The sequence below is a fragment of the Streptomyces sp. NPDC127114 genome (genome assembly GCF_042677525.1).
Taxonomy (GTDB): domain Bacteria; phylum Actinomycetota; class Actinomycetes; order Streptomycetales; family Streptomycetaceae; genus Streptomyces.
In genome coordinates this window covers 38,174-60,150 of sequence record NZ_JBHXTJ010000009.1, presented here as the reverse complement: position 1 = coordinate 60,150, position 21,977 = coordinate 38,174, and the positions used below count along the sequence as shown (strand labels likewise).

Annotated in this window: 20 protein-coding genes and 1 tRNA gene; 7 read left to right on the top strand and 14 right to left on the bottom strand. The window is 74.2% G+C overall.

Annotated elements, in window-relative coordinates; translation table 11 throughout:
• Positions 1–18: 18 nt before the first annotated feature.
• The 7 genes from ACFVGS_RS12150 to ACFVGS_RS12120 all read right to left on the bottom strand — a co-directional run bounded on the left by ACFVGS_RS12150 (position 19) and on the right by ACFVGS_RS12120 (position 6,433).
• Positions 19–92: transfer RNA gene (locus tag ACFVGS_RS12150), tRNA-Lys, on the bottom strand.
• Positions 83–718 (bottom strand): bifunctional DNA primase/polymerase, encoded by a 636-nt coding sequence (locus ACFVGS_RS12145; protein ID WP_385692429.1) that lies wholly within the window; start codon positions 716–718, stop codon positions 83–85. Before ACFVGS_RS12145 ends, ACFVGS_RS12150 begins: the two co-directional genes overlap by 10 nt.
• A gap of 143 nt (positions 719–861) precedes the next feature.
• Positions 862–1,218, bottom strand: coding sequence for a hypothetical protein (locus ACFVGS_RS12140; protein ID WP_384409152.1), 357 nt, complete (start codon positions 1,216–1,218; stop codon positions 862–864).
• Positions 1,219–1,538: 320 nt separating this feature from the next.
• Positions 1,539–2,882, bottom strand: a complete 1,344-nt coding sequence (locus ACFVGS_RS12135) for an AAA domain-containing protein (RefSeq protein WP_384409154.1) — start codon at positions 2,880–2,882, stop codon at positions 1,539–1,541.
• Positions 2,879–4,471 (bottom strand): hypothetical protein, encoded by a 1,593-nt coding sequence (locus tag ACFVGS_RS12130; protein ID WP_384409156.1) that lies wholly within the window; start codon positions 4,469–4,471, stop codon positions 2,879–2,881. Before ACFVGS_RS12130 ends, ACFVGS_RS12135 begins: the two co-directional genes overlap by 4 nt.
• The gene (locus ACFVGS_RS12125) at positions 4,471–5,631 is read right to left on the bottom strand and encodes a hypothetical protein (protein ID WP_384409158.1); all 1,161 of its coding nucleotides are present in this window, start codon (positions 5,629–5,631) and stop codon (positions 4,471–4,473) included. Before ACFVGS_RS12125 ends, ACFVGS_RS12130 begins: the two co-directional genes overlap by 1 nt.
• Positions 5,564–6,433 carry a phosphatase PAP2 family protein gene (locus ACFVGS_RS12120; protein ID WP_385692428.1) on the bottom strand — a complete coding sequence of 290 codons (870 nt, stop codon included), beginning with the start codon at positions 6,431–6,433 and terminating at the stop codon, positions 5,564–5,566. Before ACFVGS_RS12120 ends, ACFVGS_RS12125 begins: the two co-directional genes overlap by 68 nt.
• A gap of 131 nt (positions 6,434–6,564) precedes the next feature.
• Here ACFVGS_RS12120 and ACFVGS_RS12115 point away from each other — a divergent pair, with 131 nt between their 5' ends.
• Positions 6,565–7,161 (top strand): histidine phosphatase family protein, encoded by a 597-nt coding sequence (locus ACFVGS_RS12115; RefSeq protein WP_384409162.1) that lies wholly within the window; start codon positions 6,565–6,567, stop codon positions 7,159–7,161.
• 49 nt (positions 7,162–7,210) lie between these two features.
• Here the strand turns inward: ACFVGS_RS12115 and ACFVGS_RS12110 are convergent, their stop codons facing one another.
• Positions 7,211–8,503, bottom strand: a complete 1,293-nt coding sequence (locus ACFVGS_RS12110; protein WP_384409164.1) for a tetratricopeptide repeat protein — start codon at positions 8,501–8,503, stop codon at positions 7,211–7,213.
• Between the two features lie 223 nt (positions 8,504–8,726).
• Here ACFVGS_RS12110 and ACFVGS_RS12105 point away from each other — a divergent pair, with 223 nt between their 5' ends.
• On the top strand, positions 8,727–9,221 hold the full coding sequence (locus tag ACFVGS_RS12105; protein ID WP_384409166.1) for a hypothetical protein: 495 nt from the start codon (positions 8,727–8,729) through the stop codon (positions 9,219–9,221).
• Positions 9,222–9,254: 33 nt separating this feature from the next.
• The gene (locus ACFVGS_RS12100; RefSeq protein WP_384409168.1) at positions 9,255–10,121 is read left to right on the top strand and encodes a spermidine synthase; all 867 of its coding nucleotides are present in this window, start codon (positions 9,255–9,257) and stop codon (positions 10,119–10,121) included.
• 18 nt (positions 10,122–10,139) lie between these two features.
• Here the strand turns inward: ACFVGS_RS12100 and ACFVGS_RS12095 are convergent, their stop codons facing one another.
• Positions 10,140–10,718 carry a hypothetical protein gene (locus ACFVGS_RS12095; protein WP_385692427.1) on the bottom strand — a complete coding sequence of 193 codons (579 nt, stop codon included), beginning with the start codon at positions 10,716–10,718 and terminating at the stop codon, positions 10,140–10,142.
• A 42-nt stretch (positions 10,719–10,760) separates the two neighbouring features.
• On the opposite strand from ACFVGS_RS12095, the gene ACFVGS_RS12090 reads away from it, so the two are divergent.
• From ACFVGS_RS12090 to ACFVGS_RS12080, 3 genes are all read left to right on the top strand, one after another.
• Positions 10,761–11,459: a response regulator transcription factor gene (locus ACFVGS_RS12090; protein WP_385692426.1), complete on the top strand. Its 699-nt coding sequence runs from the start codon at positions 10,761–10,763 to the stop codon at positions 11,457–11,459.
• Complete coding sequence (locus ACFVGS_RS12085) at positions 11,456–12,829, top strand: sensor histidine kinase (protein WP_384409174.1); 1,374 nt, start codon at positions 11,456–11,458, stop codon at positions 12,827–12,829. Before ACFVGS_RS12090 ends, ACFVGS_RS12085 begins: the two co-directional genes overlap by 4 nt.
• A gap of 145 nt (positions 12,830–12,974) precedes the next feature.
• Positions 12,975–14,468 (top strand): cellulose binding domain-containing protein, encoded by a 1,494-nt coding sequence (locus ACFVGS_RS12080; protein ID WP_384409176.1) that lies wholly within the window; start codon positions 12,975–12,977, stop codon positions 14,466–14,468.
• An 87-nt stretch (positions 14,469–14,555) separates the two neighbouring features.
• Here ACFVGS_RS12080 and ACFVGS_RS12075 read toward each other — a convergent pair whose 3' ends face one another.
• From ACFVGS_RS12075 to ACFVGS_RS12055, 5 genes are all read right to left on the bottom strand, one after another.
• On the bottom strand, positions 14,556–16,208 hold the full coding sequence (locus tag ACFVGS_RS12075; RefSeq protein ID WP_385692425.1) for a bifunctional aspartate transaminase/aspartate 4-decarboxylase: 1,653 nt from the start codon (positions 16,206–16,208) through the stop codon (positions 14,556–14,558).
• 19 nt (positions 16,209–16,227) lie between these two features.
• A complete protein-coding gene (gene aspT, locus ACFVGS_RS12070; protein ID WP_385692424.1) occupies positions 16,228–17,910 on the bottom strand; it encodes an aspartate-alanine antiporter in 1,683 nt (560 codons plus the stop codon).
• A gap of 115 nt (positions 17,911–18,025) precedes the next feature.
• The gene (locus tag ACFVGS_RS12065; RefSeq protein ID WP_385692423.1) at positions 18,026–18,850 is read right to left on the bottom strand and encodes a carbohydrate ABC transporter permease; all 825 of its coding nucleotides are present in this window, start codon (positions 18,848–18,850) and stop codon (positions 18,026–18,028) included.
• Positions 18,850–19,824 carry a carbohydrate ABC transporter permease gene (locus ACFVGS_RS12060; RefSeq protein WP_385692422.1) on the bottom strand — a complete coding sequence of 325 codons (975 nt, stop codon included), beginning with the start codon at positions 19,822–19,824 and terminating at the stop codon, positions 18,850–18,852. The genes ACFVGS_RS12065 and ACFVGS_RS12060 overlap by 1 nt, the downstream gene beginning before the upstream one ends.
• Positions 19,825–19,828: 4 nt before the next feature.
• Positions 19,829–21,178: an ABC transporter substrate-binding protein gene (locus tag ACFVGS_RS12055; RefSeq protein WP_385692421.1), complete on the bottom strand. Its 1,350-nt coding sequence runs from the start codon at positions 21,176–21,178 to the stop codon at positions 19,829–19,831.
• A gap of 142 nt (positions 21,179–21,320) precedes the next feature.
• Between ACFVGS_RS12055 and ACFVGS_RS12050 the strand changes: the two genes are divergently transcribed.
• On the top strand, positions 21,321–21,893 hold the full coding sequence (locus tag ACFVGS_RS12050; RefSeq protein ID WP_385692420.1) for a GNAT family N-acetyltransferase: 573 nt from the start codon (positions 21,321–21,323) through the stop codon (positions 21,891–21,893).
• Positions 21,894–21,977 lie beyond the last annotated feature (84 nt).

The following is a 21,977-nucleotide window of genomic DNA, read 5'->3' as shown; positions in this document are numbered from 1 at the left end:
AGGGGCTTCTTCCGTCTGTGCGCCGCCAGGGACTCGAACCCCGGACCCGCTGATTAAGAGTCAGCTGCTCTAACCAACTGAGCTAGCGGCGCCTGCTGACGTCGTAGACATTAGCATCAGGATCCGCCGAAGCAAAAATCGATACCCGCACGTCGGCCCGCGAAACCATCCGGACGGCCCGCACGCAGGCCCACAGCAGCACCTCGGGGCCGGGAAGCCAGGGCTTGCGGGTGTCCGGGGCGACCACCCAGCGCGGGCCCTGGGCGTCCGGTCCTGCCGGGACGAGCGGCGGGACGGTCACCGCGTCGCCCACGCCGTGGCACAGCGGCCGGGGCACGGCGTCGCCCCACTCCTCCCAGTCGAGCAGGGACGGTAAGCGCTGGGCGGTGCCGGGCGCGGCGAAGAGCAGCATGCGGCCCCGGTGCAGGGCGATCGGGCCGGAGCCCGGACCCTCCGCCCACAGCCGGTCGAGCATCCGGCGCCCGAAGATCGGCTCCACGTTCACCACGTCGAAGGCCGTGCCGCAGGGCAGCGCCGCCGGCGCGGCGGGCCGCTCCTGCCAGACCGCGAGCGTGTCGTCGGGGCGGGCGGTGGCCGAGGCGAGCCAGGCGGCGCCGTCCTCGGTCACCCGCGCGGTCTGGTGCCGCTCCTCGTCCGGGTCCCGCAGGAAGCGGAAGATGTCGTACGGGGTCGTCTCGTCGCGCAGCCACGTGGTCATACGAGAAGATCTACCGGGCGTGACCGTTCCGTTTCAGCGGGTTGCCGGAAACCCGGACAGGATGGGGTCGGGGGGAGTATCTTGCGCCCCGGCATATGCCAGACGGCCAGTCCGGCGGTCTGCCCGCCGAACGGCCCGCCGGATCACTCTTCCTTGTCGCGCCCGGACGAGCGGATCAGGTCCTGACCGAACTCGATCATCTTCCGGGCGTAGTCCTCGGTCCACTCGGCCCGCTCCGCCACGGCGGCCGCCGTCAGCCGGTCGAACCGGCGCGGGTCCGCGAGCTGGGCCGCCGCGATCGCCTGGAACTCGATCGCCCGGTCGGTCGCCGCCCGGAACGCCACGGTCAGCTCCGTCGCCCGGGCCAGCAGCTCCCGGGGATCCTCTATCGACTCCAGGTCGAAGAAGTGCTCCGGGTCGGCGGTCGCCTCGGCAGGCTCGAAGATCAGCGGCGCCGGCCTGACCCGCCGCTGTGCGCTCCGCTCCGCGGATTCCGCCATGGTCCTTCTCCTCCTCGCACACACGCGGCCCGGACACCCGGGCCACTTCCATTCTCCCGCGCCTGGCAAGACCGCCGGAGGCCCCGTCTCACGGCGTCCAGGTCACCGATGGCCGGGCGGGGTGGGATGGGCTCACGGCGTCCAGGTCACCCGGTGCTCCGCCAGGTGCGACAGGACCGCGTGGTTCGCCTCCCAGCCGTCGGGGCTGCGTTCGTCTGCCGCCTCCGGCGGCGTGCCGGACTCCGTCCGGCGAGAGGGCGGCACCGGGTGGGCGGGAGAGCGTGCCGGGGGCGCCTGTGGCCGCGCGGGGTGGGATGGGCTCACGGCGTCCAGGGCACCCGGTGCTCCGCCAGGTGCGACAGGACCGCGTGGTTCGCCTCCCAGCCGTCGGGGAACTTCACCGTGACGCCCAGCTGGACCGGCTCCGTCGAGGGGTGTTCGTCGAGCAGCTCCGTGACGCCCGCGCGGCAGACGACGACGCAGGCGTGGCGGTGGCGGGAGGCGAGGACGCACAGGCGGCCCGTCTCCAGGTGGAAGGCGGTGGCGTCGGGGCGGCCGGACAGCGGGTGGAGGACGACGGTGACGTCGTACTCGCGGCCCTGGAGGCGGTTGGCGGTGTCCACCGTCACGCCGGTGACGCCCAGCTCCGTCAGCGCCGCCCGCACGGCCGCCGCCTGGTCGCGGTGGGCCGTGCCGACGGCGATCCGGTCCGCGGTGAGCGGCACGGGGGCGGCGGAGCGTTCCGAGGTGGCCGCGCCGCCCCGGTCCAGGAGCCGGCGCACCACCAGGGCGACGGCGTGGACCGCCTCCGGGTCCGTGCGCGGGGTGTGCCGGGCCGGCAGTTCGAGGAGGCCCCAGCCGGACTCGGCCGCCTCGTCCAGGACCCGGTCAGGGGCCGAGCCGTCCGAGGCCACGCCGAAGGAGAGTCGGCGGTCGCCGGGGCCGGTGCCGGAACGGAACGGCGTGTACGGGTAGAAGGCGTCGGAGACGAGCGGCGCGGCCGAGGCCGGGAGCCGCCAGGACACCGGGAGGCGGTGCTGGGGCAGGTCGGGGTTGTGGGCCAGCAGCGTCGAGACGGCGGACGCCGAAGGGTCGTACGACAGGCCCGCCCACTGCTCCGCGCCCACCACCGAGAACGGGTCCAGCTGGCCCGGGTCGCCCACGAACAGCGCCCGCTCGAACAGGCCCGCCACCGCGAGCAGCGCGTCCGAGCGCATCTGGTACGCCTCGTCCACGATCGCGTGCGCCCACGGCTCCACGTTCTTCACGTGCGCCCACTTCGCGGCCGTCGACACGACCACGGGCAGGCCCGCGAGCTCCGCCGCCTTCGCCGACTTCCGTACCTGCTCCAGGTCTTCCAGCGCCTTGTCGTACGGATCGGAGTCGTTCGAGTGCAGCCGGCCGACCGGGAGGTCAGGCTGCTTCTCCGCGATGCGCAGCACCAGGTCGTCCACCTGGGCGTTGGTCTGCGCGACGATCATCAGCGGACGGCCGGCCTCGGCCAGTTCGAGCGCCGCCCGCACCACGAGCGTCGACTTGCCGGCACCGGGCGGGGAGTCCACGACGACGCCCCTGGCGGTCCCGTGCAGGGTGCTCGCCAGGATGTCGGCGGTCGCCCGCGCGGCTTCCGCGGACGGGTCGAAGTCCGCACGGTCGAAGGTCACAGGATGTCCTCGGAGGTGATGGCGTCGGGAAGTTCGGCGGCGTCGGAGCGCGGGGGCCCGCCATGGGTCCACGGCGTCTCCTCCGGGTCCGGCAGCTTCGCGCCCGGCCGCTGGTCGTGCTCGAACAGCGTCCAGGCGATCCGCTCGCCCTTCTCCGGCACGGAGCCCTCCGCCGGGTCCTTCGAGCGGCCCATCCGGTCCAGGACGCGCAGGACCAGGGCCCCGTCGGGCTCCTGCCCGACGCACTCCGCCGCCTGCGGCTTCCCCTCCAGCGAGCGGTACACCTTCACGCCCTCGCCCAGATGCGGGCGGTCGTCCGTGCGGACCGTGAGCAGCGGGCGCGGACGGTTCTTCTCGGTGCGGGTCATCGTGACCTCGACGACCTCCGCGACGAACGCCTCGCCCGCGAGCCGCCGTCCCGCCATGACCAGCGGGTCGTCCAGCGCCTCCTGCGCCTCCAGCTGGCCCTGTGCCTGCTCGCGCGCGGCCAGCTTGTGGGCGGCGGTCACCGCGTCGTCCCGGCGCGGCTGCGGCGGCTCGCCCGCCGCGATGCGGTCCCGCTGACCGGTGAACGACCAGCGGTCGCGGGTCCACCGGTCGGCGACCCGCGCGCCCTCCGGGAGCTCCCGCAGCAGGTCGAGCGCCCGCCACACCGCGTCCCAGGTGGGCTTCAGCTGGGAGCCGACGAGCCGGCGGATCTCCCGCTCGGCCCGGGTCAGCGCGGCCAGGCCGTCCTCGGCCGCCCCGCCGTCCTCGGCGGCGCCGAGTGCCTGGCGGGCCCGGTCGTAGGCCTCGATCGCGGGTGCGAGCAGCCGGTTGTCGAAGGCCGGGTCGGTCGCCGGGCCGGCCGGCGGGCACAGCAACTGGCCCTGCGCGTCCCGGCCGAGCTCCGCGCGCAGCGCCGCCTCGGCACCGGTCTCCCCGTCCCGGTCGGGATCGGCGCCGATCCAGGCGAGCAGCGCGCCCAGGTGCTGGTCCTCCAGCGACGACTGGCCGGTCGCCCAGTGCCGGTTCAGCAGGTCCGTCGCCGAGAGGAGCAGCGAGGAGCCCGGCACCCGGGCCCGCTCGCCGAAGTGGGTCAGCCAGCGCCCGAGGAGCGGCACCCGCGGCGGCGCGGGGAACGGCGTCTCCGGGTCCTGCTCGGCCGTCCGCCGGAACCGCATGGACCGCCCGAGCAGCCGCACGTACTCGATGCCGGCCCGGCTCGGCACCACCAACTGCGGCGCGTCCGCGCAGAGTTCGACCTCGACCTTGACCTTCTTCCCGGTCTCCGGGTCGCTCTCGGAGCGCTCGACGGCCTCGACCTCCCCGGCGAAGGAGTCGACGTACGGCAGGATCTCGTCGGCCAGTTCGGCGAGGAACGTGAAGCGCAGGTCCCGGTCGCGCGGCTGCGGCACGACCAGCAGCCGCGGCTCCTCCGGGTCCGTGCCGACCAGCGCGCCGAGCGGCGCGCCCGCCTCGCCGGACGTCGTCAACGGCACGAAGACCAGCGGCCGTCCGGACAGGTGCCGGTGCCGCACGGTGGCCAGCGGCTGCGCCCGGCCCGCCTCGACGGCCTCCATCCGGGCCAGCGTGGAGATCAGCGACATCAGGCCACCTCCGCCCCGGCCACGCCACCGGCGGCCTCCACGGCACCCGCGGCAGCCGCCAGCGCCTCGCCGCGCAGCGCCCGCGCCCGGCGCAGCGCCGCCACCGCCGGGTCCTCCGGGTCGCCCTCCTCACCGCGCGCCGCCGCCAGGACCGCGCCGATCGTCGTCAGACCGCCCAGCTCACCCCGCACGGACCGGCCGAGCGCCGCCACCGCGTCCGCGGCCCGGGCCCGCTCCCGGCAGTGGAACGCCAGCTCGCAGGCGGACAGGCACTCCGGCGCGTACGCGTGCGGGACGCACTCCACCGCCGCGGCCAGCTCCTCGGCCGAGCACTCCGCCACGTCGAACGTGACGCCCTCCGGCAGCGCGTCCGCGATCTCCTCGATCCGGGTCAGCCGGGCCAGCTGGCGCCGGGTGACCGCGAGCTGCTTGCGGACGTCGACCGCCGAGGCCGTCGGCAGGTTGGAGAAGTCCTTCGGACAGACGAGCAGCACCCGGTGCGCCACCTCGGCGCCCTCGGTCACGGACGCGATCCGCTCCAGCGCCAGCACGTACACCGCGGCCTGGCGGGCCGCCGCGCCCACCTTCGACGCGTCGGCCGAGCCGTCGATCATCGGGAAGGACTTGATTTCCACGACCGTCCACCGCCCGTCGGGATGGACCACGACCGCGTCCGGCTCCAGATAGACCGGCGAGCCCGCGACCTCGAGCGCCAGCATCGGGTGGTCGAGCAGCGCCCAGCGGCCGGCCGCCGTCGCCTCCCGCAGCGCGAGCGCCGTCCGGGCCGCCCGGCCCTCCGGCCCGGCCGCGGCGAGCTCCGGCAGGTCCACCGTCCCCGGCTCCGTGATGCCGAGCAGACCGAGCAGCTCCCGTCCGCCGTCCGCCTTCACCTTCGCCTCGAACGCGTTGCCCCGGGCGATCGCGAACTGCGACTGGCCGAAGCCCGAGGGCGCGCCCAGCTTCGCGGCGAGCGCGGTCTTGTCCACGCCCGCGCCGTCGAGGATCGCGCGCCGCCTGCAACCGGGGTTCGCGGCCAGGGCGGCCAGCGCCCGCGCGTCGAGCGGACGCGGCACGGCGGCCGGTCCGCGCAGCTCAGCGAGCCGATGACGGAATGTCGTCTGCGGCGGCCGGTGCGGACCGCTGCCCAGGGATGCGCTCACCCGCGGAAGTCTCCCATCCGCCACTGACAGACGGGGCGCTTTGCCGGGATCCGCCCGGCATCACCCGGTCCGCCGACCGGCCCGCCACCCGATCGGCCAGGCGCGTCGCGGACGGCGCGAGCAGCAGCCCCGCGCCTATCACGGCCGCCCCGGCGACCGCGTCGAGGAGGTAGTGGTTGGCCGTGCCCATGACGACGAGCACCGTCAGCAGCGGATAGCCGGCGCCGAGCGCCCTGGACAGCGGCGTCCGCCCGTACCGCCACAGCATCACGCCGCACCACAGCGCCCAGCCCACGTGCAGGCTCGGCATCGCCGCGTACTGGTTGGTGAGCGCGCCGAGCCCCCGCGGTGCGCTCGCCTCCCCGCCCCACCAGCCGTATGAGCTGAAGCGGGCCATCGTGTCCGCGAAGCCGTGGCCCGGGTCGAGCAGCCGGGGCGGACAGGTCGGCAGCAGGGTGAAGCCCACCAGGCCGAGCAGCGTGGAGACCATGAGCCAGGTCCGCGCGGCCCGGTAGTGCGCCGGCCGACGGCGGAACAGCCAGACCAGGACCGCGGGCGTGACCAGGTAGTGGAGGGAGGCGTAGGCGAAGTCGGCGGGCACGCCGAGCGCGGGCACCGCCGTGAAGAGCCGGTTCAGCGGGCGCTCGACGGCGATGCCCAGGAAGTCCTCCGCCCGCAGGATCGTCAGGCCGTGGCCGACCGCCGTGCCCACGTCCCCGCGGGCGAGGAGCCGCCCGCAGGAGTAGGCCGCGTACACCGCGCCGATCAACACGAGCTCCGCCCACCAGCGTGGCCTGCGCATACCCGGTCCCCCCGTTCTCCCCGACCGAGTGAGGACGCCGGCGCACGCCCCGGGGTTGCCCGGAGGTCACCCGGATTTCCCGTGGGCGATGATGGGAGGGCACCCTTCCCGTGAACCCCTGGAGAGCCTTCATGGCACCGCGCATCCTGCTCGCCCGGCACGGCCAGACCGAATGGTCGCTGCTCGGCCGCCACACCGGCAGGACCGACATCCCGCTGCTCGACGAGGGCCGCCGCGGCGCGAAGCTGCTCGGCACCCGTCTCGGCCGCGGACCGTGGGCCGGGCTCGACGGCGTCGAGGTGCGCACCAGCCCGCTGGTGCGGGCCCGGGAGACCTGCGAGCTGGCCGGCTTCGGCGAGCGGGCGGAGAACTGGGACGCCCTGATGGAGTGGGACTACGGGGCGTACGAGGGACTGACGCCGGCCGAGATCCAGGCGGTCCGGCCGGGCTGGCTCATCTGGCGCGACGGTGTTCCCGAGGGGGAGACCCTGGCCGAGGTCTCGGCCCGTGCCGACCAGGTGGTCGAGTGGGCCCGCTCGGCCGACCGGGACGTCCTGGTCTTCGCCCACGGCCACATCCTGAGGTCGATCGGCGCGCGCTGGCTGGGCGAGGACGTCTCCTTCGCCGCCCGCATACGGCTCGACCCGACGAGCCTGTCGGTGCTCGGCTGGGCGTACGGCGCCCCCGCGATCGAGCGCTGGAACGACACGGGGCATCTGGAGGCGTAGCCGCGCCGGCCCCTTGCTGCCCGGGCCCGTCCGTGCGGCGTCCGCCGGGTCAGTGCGCGGCGATGACCCGGCGCGTCTCGGCGAGCAGCGCGCGGATGCGGGCGGACTCGACGCCCTCCAGGGAGCCCTCCACGCGCCGGACCTCCGCCGCCGCCTCGTCGGGGCGGCCGGCGCGGGCGAGGTTCCCGGCGAGCTGGGCGCGGTAGAGCGCGAGGTTGCGGGCGAAGTGCGGGTCCTGCAGGAGCGTGGCGCGCTGGGCGTGGCGGGCCGCGCGGGACCAGTCGCCGAGCATGGACCAGCACAGGGCCTCCTGTGCCTCCAGCTCCGGCTCGCCGAAGAAGGACATCCATTCCGGGTCGCGCTCGCCCGGGCCGCGCCCGAAGTGGGCGTGGGCCCGGCTCAGGGCCTCCGAGCAGGCGGAACGGTCGCCGAGCCCGGCCCAGGCCCCGGCCTCCCGCAGGTTCAGCAGCGCGAGCAGCCGGTCGGAGCCGAGCGGTGCCGCGGCCCGCAGGCCGGCCTGCGCCGCCCGTACCGCCTCCCGGTGCCGGCCCGAGTCCCGGGCCAGGAACGAGGTGTTGCAGAAGGCGTGCGCCTCCAGGGCGTGGTCGCCGGCCACGCGGGCGGTGGCGAGGGCCTCGGCGTAGTGGGAGCGGGCGTCGTCGAGGCGGCCGGAGTCGTGGGCCAGCCAGCCGACGGAGATGGCCAGTTCACCGGCGCCGTTGTGCAGCCGGTCGGCCGTGGCGCGGCGGGTGGTGACGCCCGCGTCGAGCAGCGCGTAGGCGGTGCGCAGCGGCTGGGTGGCCCGCCGGTACAGGCCCTCGGCGCCGTGCCGGTCGTCGAGCAGCCGGATCTGGCGGACCGCGTCCTCGACCGCGCGGACCTCGGCTTCGCCGACGCGGTGGACGGCGCGGGGGGCCGGGATCGTCGTGGCGGCGGGGCCGCCGAGTCCCAGCGAGGCGGTCGCCAGGGTGGCGGTGCCGCCGGTCATGAATGCGCGACGCAGCACGTCGCTCTCCTCATCGTTCCGGGTGGTGATGGCGAGGGACGGCGGTGTCCCGGCCGCCGTGGCGGCCGGCCGCCGGCCGCGAACGGCCTCCCGCGCCGAGAACCCCAGGTCCGCAAGGCTCAGTCCGGGGAACATGTGCAGGAAGACCCGTTCGTACGCGTAGTTCGGGCAGCGGATCTCGCCCGCCTCGACGCGACCGATGTAGCGGGCGTCGCATGCGACCTGCTCCCCGATCTCCCGGGCCGCCCGGCGGACGCTCGCGGCGAACTCCGCCGGCGAACGCTGTCCGCGGAGCCGGCGGAAGGCGAGATTGGGAACTGCCCGTGACAACGCCATGGCCGAGCCCTCTCCTGGTGCTGCCGGTGTTCCGGCGGCAAGAACGTACCTGCTGTGACCGGCCGCGTACGCAGGGTTTGGCAACAAATCGGATATCTCGCACGCGATCTGCCATGAACTGCCATCCTTTGCGGCGGCGTGCCGCCGTAGCCGTTGACGCCCACCGGCGTTGAACCATGCGGAGAGACGGAACGTGTCTCCTCTTCGGAGCGAGGAGGGTCCCATGGTGGAAATGGTGGAAACCGGAGCCATCGGGCCGGTCGCGTCGCAGGCGTCGACCGAGCGGCACACACCCACCCTGGACGCGAGCGCGTCCCCCGCGTCCGCCGCGTCGGTCACGCCGCCCGTCGCGCCCTGCGACCTGGTGACGGTGCCGGCCCGGCAGGGCCTGGAGGCCGTCGACATCCTGCGCCGCGGCGGCGCCCCGGCCGTCGGTCCCGTCCTGCACGACGGCGCCTGCGACACGCTCGGCTTCCTGGTGCCGCCCGGCACGGCCGCGGCCTGGGACATGCCGGGCAGCGCGTGCACCAGGACCGACGGCCGCGGGCTGCGGCTGCCGGAGCCGCCCGAGCTTCCCGGCCCCGACGGCGCCACCCCGCGCCCGGCGGACTGGCTGCTGCCGCCCGGCGACAGCGGCGAGGTCACCGACCCGGCGATGCTGCGCGAGGCCCTGGGCCAGGCGGCCCGGCTGATCGAGGCGGCCGACGGCTGCCGCTGAGCCCGGTTTCCCACCGGCACGGATAATGGGGCCGTGGCCAGGAACAGACAGCGGGAGCGGGCGGCGGGGGCCGTCGCGGTCGTCGAGACCGTGGACGGCGGACTCGCCGAACTCATACCCGACCGCGAGCGGGCGCGCGGCTGGACGCTGCTCATCGACGGCGCCCCGCAGTCGCACGTCGACCTCGACGATCCCGCGTACCTCTCCTTCGAGTACCAGCGGCGCCTCGGCCACATCGCCGATCTCGTCGCGCCGGCCAACCGGCCGGTCCAGGCCGTGCACCTCGGCGGCGGTGCCTTCACCCTCGCCCGCTACGTCGCCGCCACCCGCCCCCGCTCCACCCAGCAGATCGTGGAGCTCGACGAACCGCTGGTGCGGCTGGTGCGCCGTGAACTGCCGCTCGACTCCGGTGCCCGGATACGCGTCCGGTCCACCGACGCCCGCGCCGGACTCGGCAAGGTCGCGGACGGCTGGGCGGACCTGATCATCGCCGACGTGTTCAGCGGGGCCCGTACGCCCGCGCACCTGACCAGTACGGAGTTCCTGGCCGAGGTGCGGCGGGTGCTGCGGCCCGGCGGCTTCTACGCGGCCAACCTCGCCGACGGCCCGCCGCTCGCCCATCTGCGCGGCCAGATCGCCACCGCCGCCACCGTCTTCCCCGAGCTGGCGCTCGCCGCCGACCCGACCGTGCTGCGCGGGCGCCGCTTCGGCAACGCCGTGCTGCTCGCCTCGGACCGGGAGCTGCCGGTGGCCGAGCTGACCCGGCGGGTGGCGACCGACCCGCACCCGGGGCGGGTCGAGCACGGACGGGCGCTCGCCGACTTCACGGGCGGCGCGGCGCCGGTCACCGACGCGAGCGCCAAGCCCTCGCCCGTACCGCCCGCGGCCGTCTTCCGCTGACGCCCGCCGGCCGTACGGTCAGCGCTCCTCGATCTCCACGCGCGGCGCGGTGTCGTGCCAGACGCAGAAGACGGAGATCTCCCGGCCGTCCTTGGTGAAGGTGACGCGGATCCAGGTGGGCTGCTTCCACACCTGCATCTGCCAGCCGGAGCCGGGGGTCGCGGAGACCAGTTCGGCCGAGGACGGGCCGAGGTCGAAGACGACGCGGCCGCCGTCCGTCCCGTAGCTCTTCACGCTGCCGGAGCCGCTGCCCGAGCCGCCGCCCGCGCTGCCGGAGCCGTCGCCGGAGCTGCTCGGCGTGGTCGCAGGCGTGGGACGGTCGGCCGGGGCCGTGGCCGCCGTCCTGGAGGGGCGGGCCGTGCTCGGCGTGGCCGTCGGGGTCGCGGTCGGGGAGCCGGGGCGCGGGGTCGACGAGGCGAGCGGGTCCGTACCGGCGGTGGCCTCGCCGATCGCCCCCGTGCCGGACGGGATCGGCAGGGCGCGCGGCGGGTCGTAGACCGTGCCGGCCAGCACCGTGTGCACCCCCCACCAGGAGAGGGTGACCGCCGCCCCGGTGGCGAGCGACCACGCCAGGGCGTGAACCAGTCCTCTTCGCACCGGCTCATAGTGCCATCCCCCGGATGGCGTACGGTGCGGGCCATGGCAAGTGTGCTCGTGGTCGAGGACGACCAGTTCGTCCGCTCCGCCCTCATCCGGCATCTCACCGAGGCCTCCCACACCGTGCGCAGCGTCGGGACGGCCCTGGAGGCGTTGCGGGAGGTCGCCCATTTCCGGTTCGACGTGGTCATCCTCGATCTCGGGCTGCCCGACCTGGACGGGGCCGAGGCGCTGAAGATGCTGCGCGGGATCACCGACGTGCCGGTGATCATCGCGACCGCGCGGGACGACGAGGCCGAGATCGTCCGGCTCCTCAACGACGGGGCCGACGACTACCTGACCAAGCCGTTCTCGGTGGAGCACCTGTCCGCGCGGATGGCGGCGGTGCTGCGCCGGGCGCGCTCCTCGGGCGAGGCGCCGCCCTCGCGGGAGATCCGGGTCGGCGGCCTCGCCATCGACCCGCTGCGCCGGCAGGCCGCGCTCGACGGGACCGCCCTGGACCTGACCCGGCGGGAGTTCGACCTGCTGGCCTTCCTCGCCGGCCGGCCCGGCGTCGTCGTCCCGCGCAAGGAGCTGCTCGCCGAGGTGTGGCAGCAGTCGTACGGGGACGACCAGACCATCGACGTACATCTGTCGTGGCTGCGACGGAAACTGGGCGAAACGGCAGCCCGGCCGCGCTATCTGCACACCCTGCGCGGGGTGGGCGTGAAGCTGGAGCCGCCGGGGGAGTCCCAGCCGTGAGATGGGCCCTGGTCAAGGTGTCGCTCGCCGTCACCGTCATGGTCGTGGTCGCCTTCGCCGTACCGCTCGGCCTGGTCGTCAAGGAGATGGCCCGCGACCGGGCGTTCTCCAACGCGGAGCGGCGGGCCGCCGGGCTCGCGCCGGTGCTCGCCATCACCACCGACCGCGAGCAGCTGGAGCGGGCCGTCGCCACCACCGACGACGGAGCCGAGGGACGGCTCGCCATCCACCTGCCGGCCGCGTCCGGCGAACCGGGCGGCGAGGGCGAGGTGATCGGCGCCCGCCGGGCCTCCGGCGAGGACCTGGCGACCACCCGCTCGCTCGGCCGCGCCACGATCGCCGAGGTGTCCGGCGGTTCCGTGCTGCTCCAGCCCACCGCGGTCAGCTCCGCGCGGGTCGCGGTCGTCGAACTCTTCGTTCCCGAGGGCGAGGTCACCAACGGCGTCGCCACCGCCTGGCTGGTGCTCGCCGCCGTCGGCGTCGCCCTGATCGTCGGCTCCGTCGCCGTCGCCGACCGGCTCGGACTGCGCATGGTGCAGCCCGCGCAGCGGCTCGCCCGGGCCGCGCACGAGCTCGGCGAGGGCAGACTGGGCGCCCGGGTCCGCGAGGAGGGGCCGCCGGAGCTCAAGTCGGCCGCCGTCGCCTTCAACTCGATGGCCGACCAGGTCGTCCAGCTGCTCGCCAACGAGCGGGAACTGGCCGCCGACCTCTCGCACCGGCTGCGCACCCCGCTGACGGTGCTGCGGCTCAACGCGGCCTCGCTGGGCTCCGGTCCGGCCGCCGACCAGACCCGGGCGGCGGTGGAGCAGCTGGAGCGCGAGGTCGACACCATCATCCGTACGGCACGGGAGGCGAAGCCGCAGACCCAGGCGACGGCGCCGGTCGCGGGCTGCGACGCCGCCGAGGTGGTGCGCGAGCGGATGGACTTCTGGTCGGCCCTCGCGGAGGACGAGGACCGCAAGGTGCGGGTCGCGGGCGTCGAGCGGCCGGTGCGGATCCCGGTCGCGCGGGCGGAGCTGGTCGCCGCGCTCGACGCGCTGCTCGGCAACGTCTTCCGGCACACCAGGGAGGGCACCGCCTTCTCCGTCGACCTCCACAACGGCGAGGACGCCGTGATCATCCTGGTCTCGGACGCGGGCCCCGGCATCCCCGATCCCGCGGCGGCGCTCGCCCGCGGCGCGGGCAGCGGCCGGGACGGCTCCACCGGGCTCGGTCTGGACATCGTGCGGCGGATGGCGGAGTCGACCGGCGGTGACGTCCGCATCGGGCACTCGGTGCTCGGCGGCACCGAGGTCCGCATCTGGATCGGCCTGGGCGAGCGGGCCGCCCGCGGCCCGTCGGCCCGTCGGGGCCGGCGCCGCGGCCGGTGAACCTTTCGGCGTCCCGATGCCTTCCTTAAGCGGAGCCTAAGAATCCCAACGCCCGCCCGCTCCTTGCCCTTTGTCCGTTTCCCTGTCGCTAGCGTGCTGCCGCACCCACCTCCCCCCACCCCCGGCACACAGAGGCAGGCACGCGATGGGCACCAGTTCACACCGGCGCAAGGCGAGCGGCAGGACGAAGGCCGTCGGCGTGGTCGTGGCCGCGGCGGTGATCGGCGGCGCGGCGTTCGCGCTCTCCGGCACCGCGCAGGCCGCGTCCGTCGGCGCCGCTTACACCAGGACCAGCTCCTGGACCGGCGGATACACCGGCCAGTACGTGATCACCAACGAGACCACCAGCGTCCAGTCGGGGGGCTGGACGCTGGAGTTCGACCTGCCCGAGGGCACCACCATCGGCTCCCTGTGGAACGGCGAGCACACCGTCTCCGGCCGTCACGTCACCGTGCGGCCCGCGAGCTGGAACAAGGTGCTCGCCCCCGGCCAGTCCGTCACCGTCGGCTTCGTGACCACGGCCTCCGGTCAGGCCGGCGACCCGGCCAACTGCCTGATCAACAAGGCCGCCTGCTCCGCGGGCGGCGCCACTCCCACCCCGAGCGGCCGCCCCACGACCCAGCCGACGGCCACGGCGAGCCCCACGGCCACGCCGGCCCCCACCAGGACGGCCACGCCCGCCCCGACGAAGACCACGACACCCACGCCGACCCCGACCGCCACGGCCACCACGGCGCCCCCCGGCACCGCCGCGAAGTACGCCCCGTACGTCGACACCTCGCTCTACCCGGCCTACGACCTCCTCGCCACCGCCGACGCGACCGGGGTGAAGGAGTTCAACCTCGCCTTCATCACCTCCGGCGGCGGCTGCGCCCCGCTGTGGGGCGGCGTCACCGACCTGGCCTCGGACAAGGTGGCCGCGCAGATCGGCGCGCTCCGCGCCAAGGGCGGTGACGTGCGGGTCTCCTTCGGCGGCGCCGCCGGCCACGAACTCGCCCTGAACTGCTCCTCGGCCACCGCCCTCGCCGCCGCGTACGGCAAGGTCATCGACCAGTACAAGCTCACCAAGGTCGACTTCGACATCGAGGGCGCCGCCCTGCCGGACACCGCCGCCAACACGCGCCGCGCCCAGGCCATCGCCCAGCTCCAGAAGGCGCACCCCGGTCTGAACGTGTCCTTCACCCTGCCGGTCATGCCCGAGGGTCTGACCCAGCCGGGCGTGGACCTGCTCGCCGACGCGAAGCGGAACGGCGTCCGCGTCGACGCCGTGAACATCATGGCCATGGACTACGGGCCGGCCTACAGCGGCGACATGGGCCAGTACGCGATCTCCGCCGCGACCGCCACCCAGGCCCAGATCAAGGGGGTCCTCGGTCTGTCCGACGCGGCCGCGTGGAAGGCCGTCGCGGTCACCCCGATGATCGGCGTCAACGACGTCACCTCCGAGGTGTTCAGGGTCGACGACGCCACCCAGCTCGTCGACTTCGCCCGGTCCAAGGGCATCGGCTGGCTGTCGATGTGGTCCTCGACCCGCGACAAGCAGTGCGCGGCCGGCGCGGTGAACTACGCGGACGCCACCTGCTCCTCGATCCTCCAGCAGCCGCTCGCCTTCACCAAGGCCTTCGCCGCCTACAAGTAGCGCCGCCCGGACCCTCCCGGTCCCCCCACACCGCGCGCCCCGGACGGTCCCACCCCACCACCGTCCGGGGCGCGCCCCTCGCTCGCCTCAGCCGGCCCTCGCCGTCCGCCACTCTTCCGCGTAGTCGTCGAAGATGGCCCGCAGGTGGTGGCCGATCTTCAGGTAGTCGAGGTCGTCGAGGTTGGCGAGCGAGACCCGGACCGACCACTCCGGGCCGTCGAAGCCGCCGCCGTTCAGGAGGACGACGCCGGTCTGCTCGGCGAGGCGGAACAGCGGGTCGACGGGCTCGTAGTTCTTCTCCAGGAAGTCGGCGAAGTCCTTGGTGTGGACGCGCTCGGCCTCCGCGAGGAGGTCCAGCTCGATGTAGTAGCCCGCCCGCTTCGCGTCCTCGGCGATCTTCATCTGGGCGCCTTCGAGGAGCAGGCCGAGGCGCTGCTGCACGATGCCGCGGACGCGCTCCTTGTAGGCCTGGCCCTCCGGCAGCATGTCGAAGAGGGAGAAGAGGGTCATCATCACCTGCTGGGGGAGCGAGAGCCCGGCGGTGTGGTTGAGCGCGACCTGGCGGGAGTCGGCGACCAGGCGGTCGATGAAGCGGATCTTCTCCGGTTCGAGGGAGAGGGAGCCGTAGCGCCTGTCCAGACGGTCCTTCTCCGGGGCGGGGAGGGCGGCGATCATCCTGTCGATGACGTTGTCGTCGTGGAGTCCGATGAGGCCGAGCCGCCAGCCCGTCGCCCCGTAGTGCTTGGAGAACGAGTACACGAGCAGGGTGTTGTGCGGGAGGTCGGCCGCGATCGAGCGGAAGCCCGGCACGAAGGTGCCGTAGACGTCGTCCGTGACGATCACCAGGTTGGGGTTCTTCGTCGCGACGATCTCCCTGATCTGGTGCGCGACCCGTTCGCTCAGCGCCAGGGACGGCGGGTTGGAGGGGTTGACCAGGCAGAGCAGCCTGATCGACGGGTCCTCCAGCTTGGCGACCTCCTCGGCCGGGTAGCGCCACTCGCGCACGCCCGTCTCGGCGAACAGCGAGGCCTCGACGTGGACGACGTCGAACTCGTACGCGTCGAGTTCCGGGATCTCGATGTACGGCGTGAACACCGGCACCATGAGGGCGATCCGGTCGCCCTTCTTCAGGACGCCGTTCTTCATCAGGGAGTCGAAGACGTAGCACATGGCGGCGGTGCCGCCCTCGGTCGCGAAGTACGAGACGTTGCCGGCCGGCGGGCGGCCGTCGAACATCTCGTCCTCGACGTAGCCGCGGACCACCTGCTCGGTGTGGGGGAGGATCCGGTCCGGCACCGGGTAGTTGTCGCCGATCGAGCTGTCGGTCAGCTCGTGCACGAACGCGTCCTTGTCGAAGCCGAAGCGCTCGACCGCGTACGCGACGCTCTTGCGCAGGAGCTCGATGCCCGGCAGGTCCGGGTGCTGCCGTACGAAGGCGTCGAAGCGTGCGCCCGACCCCATGAGCTCCGGCATGCCGCCCAGGTCGTCGGCGGTCCACACCCGCCGCGACTCCGACAGCGCGAAGTAGCCCAGCGCGTGGAAGGCCTCGCGCGGGCCGGTCGCCGTCCAGTTCGGGTTGCCGCGGCCCGCGTTGAGCATCTGGGCCTGCGTCCTGCCCTTCTGGCCGGGCCGGCCGGCCTGCGCGGCCTGGGCGATGGTGATGAACGTGTCCTTGAGCTCGAAGGGCGAGAGCTGCGCGAAGGACGTGATCTGGTCACGGGTGAACGTCGTCTTGGGCATGGTCCGTCCTTACGTAGCGTCATGCCCCGAGGATGCCGACGAGCAGCGGGCCGGTCAGCGGGAGCAGGAAGTTGGACAGGGCGTAGGTGATCGTGTAGCCGAGCATCGGGACCGAGCTCTGGGCGACCTGGGTGACCGAGGTGATCGCCGGCGTCGAGCACTGCTGGCCGGCGATGGCGCCGATGAGCAGCGGGCTCTCGATCCCGAGCAGCCTGCGGCCGACGAAGAGGGAGAGCGTCGCCGGTACGAGGACCATGGCGACGCCCGCGAAGGGCAGCAGGGCTCCGTACTCCTTGAGGAGCGGTCCCGCCTGCGGCCCGGAGACCAGGCCCGTGCAGGCGATGAAGACCGCGAGGCCCATGTCCTTCAGGGTGGTCGCGGCCTGGGGCGGGAAGGCGCCGAAGGTCTGGCTGCGGGAGCGGAACCAGCCGAAGAGCAGTCCGGAGATCAGGCAGCCGCCGCCGGTGCCGAGCGACATCGGGACGTCGCCGAACCGCACCACGATCTGGCCGATCAGCGAGCCGGCCGCGATGCCCGCGCCGAGGTAGACGAAGTCGGTGGAGTCGTTCTTCACGACCGAGCCGATCTTCCTGACCAGGCTGCCGAGGGCGGAGCGGGCGCCCACCAGGGTGAGCACGTCGCCGCGCTGCACCTCGGTGTCGGGCGTCGCGGGCAGCACCTGGTCGCCGCGCTGCACCTCGGTGACGTAGACGCCGCTGTTCGTGAACTCCGGGTGGCTCCTGGTCAGTCCGTCCAGGGTCCGGCCGGAGACCGACGTGTCGGTGAGCGAGACCTGGGTGGTGGCGAGCGGGGTGTCGAGGCCGGGGACGGCGGGGGTCTCCGGGCCGATGTGCCGGCCGGCCTCGATGATGTTGGCCCGCCGGCCGACCATCAGGACCAGGTCCGAGAGGGTCAGTTCGAAGTCGGGCGGGGGAGGGGTGAGCACCGTGCTGCCGCGCTTGACGGCCTCGACGGTGACCCGGCTGCCGTTCCTCGACTCCAGCTGGGAGACGGTGGCGCCGTCCGCGAGGGTGACGAGGAAGGTGCGGCCGACCATGCCGGGCAGCGCCTCGCGCTCGTCGGGCTCCAGGCCGCCACCGCCGCCGCGCATCCTCTCCCACAGCGCGCGCGAGGCGTCGCGGAGGTTGATCCGCAGCATCATCGGCATCAGCTGGCTGGTGTAGATCACGATGGTGACCAGGCCGAAGAGGTAGCAGACGGTGTACGCGGTGGCCACATGGCCCTGGTACGTGGTGATCTGCTGGGCCGTCAGGCCGTCCAGCTTGCCGATGGCCTCGGTCGCGGTGCCGACCACGGCGGACTCGGTGGCGGCTCCGGCGAGGATGCCGGAGGCGGTGCCGACGTCGAGGTCGAAGGCCTTGGCCAGGCCGAGCGCGATGCCGACCACGCAGACGACCTCGATGCCGCAGAGGGCGAAGAAGCGCAGGCTCTTCCGGTTGAGGTTGGCGAAGAACTGCGGTCCCGCCATGTAGCCGAGGGCGAAGATGAAGATCGCGAAGAAGATCGTCTTGACGTCGTCGGCGACCTGTACCTCGGTCCAGGCGCCGAGCAGGAGCGAGACGATCAGCGTGCCGCAGATGCCGCCGAGGGTGATGGGGCCCACGCGCAGTTTGCCGACGAGGTAGCCGGCGCCGAGGCAGAGGAAGACGGCGAGTTCGGGATGGTCCTTGATCACTCCCACGGGCGGCTCACCGCGCCCGAGGGTGAGGGAATGTGAAGATATCGGACATAAGGGGACGCTAACAGTGGCGTACGGGCGAAGCCCTCCGCCTCGCCCGTACGAGTGACGGGCGGCCTCAGCCCTTCACCGCGCCCCGCATCACCCCGCCCACGATCTGCCGGCCGAGCACCGCGAACACCAGCAGCAGCGGCACCGTCCCCAGCACCGCGCCCGCCATCACCACCGACTGGTCCGGGATGTAGCCGCGCCCCAGCCCCGTCAGCGCCACCTGCACCGTCGGACTCCCCGTCTGCGTCAGCACGAGCACCGGCCAGAAGAAGTCGTTCCAGGCCGCCACGAAGGTCAGCGCCCCCAGCACCGCCATCGCCGGCCGCGCCGCCGGGAACACCACGTGCCACACGATCCGCAGCGCCCCGGCCCCGTCCACCCGCGCCGCCTCCACCAGCTCGGCCGGCAGCGCCCGCAGCAGGTGCTGGCGCATGAAGAACACCCCGAAGGCCGACACCAGACCCGGCAGGATCACCGCCTGCAGCTCGTCCGTCCAGCGCAGCCGGGCCACCAGCAGATACAGCGGCACGACCCCGAGCTGCGGCGGGATCAGCATCGTCCCCACGACGAGGGCGAGCAGCGCGCCCCGGAACCGGAACCGCAGCCGCGCGAACGCGAAGCCGGCGAGCGTCGCCACGAGCACCGTGCCCGCCGCGACCACCGACGCCACGAGCGCCGTGTTCGCGAGCGCCGCGCCCAGATGGGCGTCGGTCCACGCGACGCCGAGATGGCGCGGCAGGTTGCGGCCGAAGCGCAGCGGCGGCGGCGTGTGCGCGAGCCGGGTCGTCGTCCGGGACGCGGCGACCGCCGCCCACAACAGCGGGAAGAGGGAGACGGCGGCGAAGAGGAGCAGCAGGACGTACGTGCCCCAGCCGGCCCGTGCCGTACGCATCAGTCCGCCTCCCCGGGCCCGGCCGCCGCCCGCGAGCGGACGAGCCGCGCCGCCCCGAAGACCACCAGCAGGATCAGCAGCATCACCCAGGCGATCGCCGAGGCCCGCCCCAGGTGCAGGTTCACCCACCCCTGCTCGTACAGGTAGAGCCCCAGCGTCTGGAACTGGTGGTCCGCCCCGCCCGACGCCCCCGCCCCGGCCCCGAACAGCAGCGGCTCGCCGAACAGCTGGGTCGCCCCGATCGTCGACACGACCACCGTGAACAGGATCACCGGCCGCAGCCCCGGCAGCGTCACGTGGACGAACTGCCGCCACCGCGAGGCCCCGTCGAGCGCCGCCGCCTCGTACAGCTCGCGCGGCACGGTCTGCATCGCGGCGAGGTAGACCAGCGCGTTGTAGCCGGTCCACCGCCACACGACGATCGCCGACACCGCGGCCTTCGACGCCCACGGCCCGTTCTGCCAGTCGACCGGGCCGATGCCGGCGCCCGACAGGACCCAGTTGACGAAGCCGTGGTCCCGCCCGAAGAGCAGCGCGAAGACGAGCGTCGCCGCGGCCACGGAGGTGGCGTACGGAGCGAGCGCCACCACACGGAAGAACGCCCGCCCCCGCAGCCGTACGTCGAGGAGGTGCGCGACCCCCAGCGCGAGCAGCAGCTGCGGCACCGTCGACAGCACGCCGATCACGAAGGTGTTGCCCAGCGCGTTCCAGAAGAACGGATCGCCGGCGAGCCGCACGTAGTTCCCCGGCCCCACCCACTCCCAGCGCTCGAGCGAGGTCAGCTCGACCCGGTGCAGCGAGGCCCACCCGGTGTACAGCAGCGGGAAGAGGCCGAACGCCCCGAAGAGCACGAAGAACGGCGCGACGAAGCCGTACGGGACCCAGCGGCCGCGCCGCACGGCCCGGCGGACCGGTGCTTCGGGCGTGACGAGGGCGGTCGCGGGCGGCGCCCCGTGCGCGGGAACGTCGGTCACCGTCTCACCGGTCCAGCGCGTTGTCGATCGACCGCAGCGCTTCCGCCCAGGCCTCGTCCGGGTCGCGGCCCGCCTGGTCGACCTGGAGCATGCCGACGTCGGACAGGTGCTGGGCGACGAGCCCCTCCTTCGGGCCGACCGGGGCCGTCGGCACGCCCCGCGCCGCCGCCGTGAAGATCGCGCCCACCGGGGCGTCGCCGAAGTACGGGTGACGGGCGGACGCCACCGCGGGCACGGCGTGGGCGGCCGAGGTGCTCGGGAAGCTGCCGCGGAGCGCGAACACCCGCGCCTGCTGGGCGGGAGCGGTCAGCCACGCGGCCAGGCGGGCGGCCTCCGCCCGGTGCCGGCCGGACTTCGGGACGACGAGGAAGGAGCCGCCCCAGTTGCCCGGCCGGGGCGCCGCGGCCACGTCCCAGCGGCCCGCGCCCGCCGGGCCCGCCTTGTCCTGGATGTAGCCGAGCATCCAGGCCGGGCAGGCGACCGTCGCGAAGGTCCCGTTCGCGAAGCCCTGGTCCCAGCCGGGGGTGAACTGCTGGAGCCGGGCCGTCAGCCCCTCCCGGGCGAAGGCGGCGGCCAGGTCCCAGGCCTCGCGGACGGCCGGGTTGGTGCCGACGACGAGGGTGCCCCGCCCGTCGTAGAAGCGCAGCGGGCCGCTGCTGATGACGGCCGCCATCACGCCCGACGCCGAGTCGGTGAACGCGGCGCCGTCCGGGGTCCGCGCGGCGAACCGCCGGCCCACGGCGAGGAAGCGCCGCCAGTCCCCGGCCCACAGCCGCCCCACCGCCTCCCGCCCGGTCGGCAGTCCGGCCCGGGCGAACAGGTCCTTGCGGTAGCAGACGGCCTGCGGGCCGATGTCGGTGCCGAGCCCGACCGTACGGCCGTCCCGGCCCGTGCCCTGCGCCCACTTCCAGGGCAGGAACGCCCGCCGGTCCACCCCGGGCGCCCTGCCCAGGTCCACCAGGCGGTGGCCCTGCGTGCCGACGACCTCGGCGATGTTGCCGATCTCGACGGCCTGCACGTCGGCGAGTCCGGAGCCGGTGACGAGATGGGTGATCAGCTGCGGGTAGTAGTTCTCGTTGCGCTCGACGGAGGTCTGGCGGACCGCGACGTCCGGGTGCAGCCGCATGTACGTGTCGTAGAGCCCGGCCTCCTTGAGTCCGAAGGACCCGAAGACGCCGACGGTCAGCGTGACCGGCCGCCCGGCCGGGTCCACGCCCCCCGCACCGGCGGGGCGCGGCACGGGCGGGTCGGTGGCGCAGCCGGCGGTGAGGCCCGCGGCGAGGAGGAGGGCGAGGGCGAGCGCGGTGACGGGACGGCCGGCGAGGCCGCCGCTCCCTCTCGTGCGCCTGGGCATGACGCGACCGTAGTGCGGCCCGCGCGGCCCTCGGGGGACAGCTCGCCGGGGCCGCGGAAGTCGCTCCGCCGTGCCACCCGGGCGGGCGAAGGAGCACCGTGGGAGGGTGACGGAAGAGAACGGGGAGAGAGGGGAGAAGGGGATGACCGTCGAGGTGCGACCGGCCTCGGACTTCGCGGACACCGCCGCCGTCATCGGCCCGAAGTCGCCGACGGCCACGGTCTGCTGGTGCCTGAGCTACCGGATCCCGTCCGCGCTCAACAACGAGCTGCGCGGCCCGGCCCGGGGCGAGTACGTCGCCGGGCTGTGCCGCGGGGCCGTTCCGCCGGGCGTCCTCGCGTACGACGGGGACGAGCCGGTCGGCTGGGCGGCCGTGGCGCCGCGCACGGAGACGAGCTTCGCGCGGAGCCGGAAGATCCCGCACGTCGACGACCTCCCGGTGTGGTCGCTGTGGTGCGTCAGGGTCCGGCCCGGCCACCGCGGGCAGGGCGTCTCGCACGCGCTGATCGCCGGCGCCGTCGAGTTCGCCCGCGAGCGCGGCGCGCCCGTCGTCGAGGCGTATCCGCTGGACAACGGCGACGCCCGGGTCGACCTGACCATGGCGTACGCGGGACTGCGCAAGAACTTCGAGCGCGCCGGCTTCGTCCACGCCGCCGACACCACCTCGGTCCTCGCCGGCCACCCCCGGATCCTGATGCGACGAGACCTGCGCTGACCCGGGACACCCGGCGCGCCCGCGCGGCCGGCCGGCACGCCCCGCCTCGCCCGCCCGGCCCGGCCCGGGCGGGTCACGGCGGCG

Coding starts and splice junctions, on each gene's coding strand:
- ACFVGS_RS12145 (WP_385692429.1), bottom strand. CDS start 718: ATGACCACGTGGCTGCGCGACGAGACGACCCCGTACGACATCTTCCGC.
- ACFVGS_RS12140 (WP_384409152.1), bottom strand. CDS start 1,218: ATGGCGGAATCCGCGGAGCGGAGCGCACAGCGGCGGGTCAGGCCGGCG.
- ACFVGS_RS12130 (WP_384409156.1), bottom strand. CDS start 4,471: ATGTCGCTGATCTCCACGCTGGCCCGGATGGAGGCCGTCGAGGCGGGC.
- ACFVGS_RS12120 (WP_385692428.1), bottom strand. CDS start 6,433: ATGCGCAGGCCACGCTGGTGGGCGGAGCTCGTGTTGATCGGCGCGGTG.
- ACFVGS_RS12115 (WP_384409162.1), top strand. CDS start 6,565: ATGGCACCGCGCATCCTGCTCGCCCGGCACGGCCAGACCGAATGGTCG.
- ACFVGS_RS12110 (WP_384409164.1), bottom strand. CDS start 8,503: ATGGCGTTGTCACGGGCAGTTCCCAATCTCGCCTTCCGCCGGCTCCGC.
- ACFVGS_RS12105 (WP_384409166.1), top strand. CDS start 8,727: ATGGTGGAAATGGTGGAAACCGGAGCCATCGGGCCGGTCGCGTCGCAG.
- ACFVGS_RS12090 (WP_385692426.1), top strand. CDS start 10,761: ATGGCAAGTGTGCTCGTGGTCGAGGACGACCAGTTCGTCCGCTCCGCC.
- ACFVGS_RS12080 (WP_384409176.1), top strand. CDS start 12,975: ATGGGCACCAGTTCACACCGGCGCAAGGCGAGCGGCAGGACGAAGGCC.
- ACFVGS_RS12075 (WP_385692425.1), bottom strand. CDS start 16,208: ATGCCCAAGACGACGTTCACCCGTGACCAGATCACGTCCTTCGCGCAG.
- ACFVGS_RS12065 (WP_385692423.1), bottom strand. CDS start 18,850: ATGCGTACGGCACGGGCCGGCTGGGGCACGTACGTCCTGCTGCTCCTC.
- ACFVGS_RS12055 (WP_385692421.1), bottom strand. CDS start 21,178: ATGCCCAGGCGCACGAGAGGGAGCGGCGGCCTCGCCGGCCGTCCCGTC.
- ACFVGS_RS12050 (WP_385692420.1), top strand. CDS start 21,321: ATGACCGTCGAGGTGCGACCGGCCTCGGACTTCGCGGACACCGCCGCC.